Source organism: Acidovorax sp. KPB24-03 (assembly GCF_057546605.1).
Genome location: NZ_BAAJYR010000847.1, coordinates 1 through 755, shown reverse-complemented (window position 1 = coordinate 755; position 755 = coordinate 1). Strand labels below are relative to the sequence as shown.

At 72.8% G+C, this 755-nt stretch carries 2 protein-coding genes; both read left to right on the top strand.

The window, feature by feature from the left end; all coding sequences use genetic code 11:
• A partial coding sequence (gspI, locus tag AC27KI_RS26410) for a type II secretion system minor pseudopilin GspI (protein ID WP_487116831.1) occupies positions 1–367 on the top strand: 367 nt, incomplete at its 5' end.
• Position 368: 1 nt separating this feature from the next.
• Positions 369–755 (top strand): PulJ/GspJ family protein (locus AC27KI_RS26405; protein WP_487116829.1); only part of this gene is annotated, 387 nt, incomplete at its 3' end.

Genomic DNA, 755 nt, shown 5'->3' with positions numbered 1-755 from the left:
CGGGCCGCGCCGGCCGCGCGAGCGCGGCTTCACGCTGGTCGAGGTGATGGTGGCGCTGGCCATCGTGGCGATCGCGCTCATGGCGGGGCTGCAGGCCACGTCGGCCCTCACGCGCAATGCCGCGCGGCAGACCGACGTGCTGCTCGCCCACCTGTGCGCCGAGAACGAACTCGTGAAGGTGCGCCTGTCGCGCCAGATGCCGGCCATCGGCGACAGCACGCTGGCCTGCGAGCAGGCCGGGCGCCGCTACGACGTCACGCTGGTCGTGCGGCCCACGCCCAACCCGCAGTTCCGCCGGGTCGATGCCCAGGTGTCCGACGGGCAGAACTCCGTGCTGCGCCTGTCCACCATCGTGGGGAGGTACTGACATGCGCCGCCCGAACCGGCTTTCGCGCGGCTTCACGCTGATCGAGCTGCTCGTGGCCATCGCCATCATGGCGATCCTGGCGATCATGAGCTGGCGCGGGCTCGACGGCATGGTGCGCGCGCAGGAGCAGACGCGGGAGCGGGCCGACGGCCTGCTCGTCATCCAGGCGGCGCTCGCCCAGTGGGGCACCGACCTGGATGCGCTGCAGGCCATCGACCAGACCGAGCCGCTCGACTGGGACGGCCAGGTGCTGCGCATGACGCGCCGCAGCAGCGCCGAGCCCGACGAAGGCCCGGTGGTCGTGGCCTGGACCCGGCGCAACGTGAACGGCATCGACCAGTGGCTGCGCTGGCAGTCGCCGCCGGTGCGCACGCGGGCGCAATGGCGG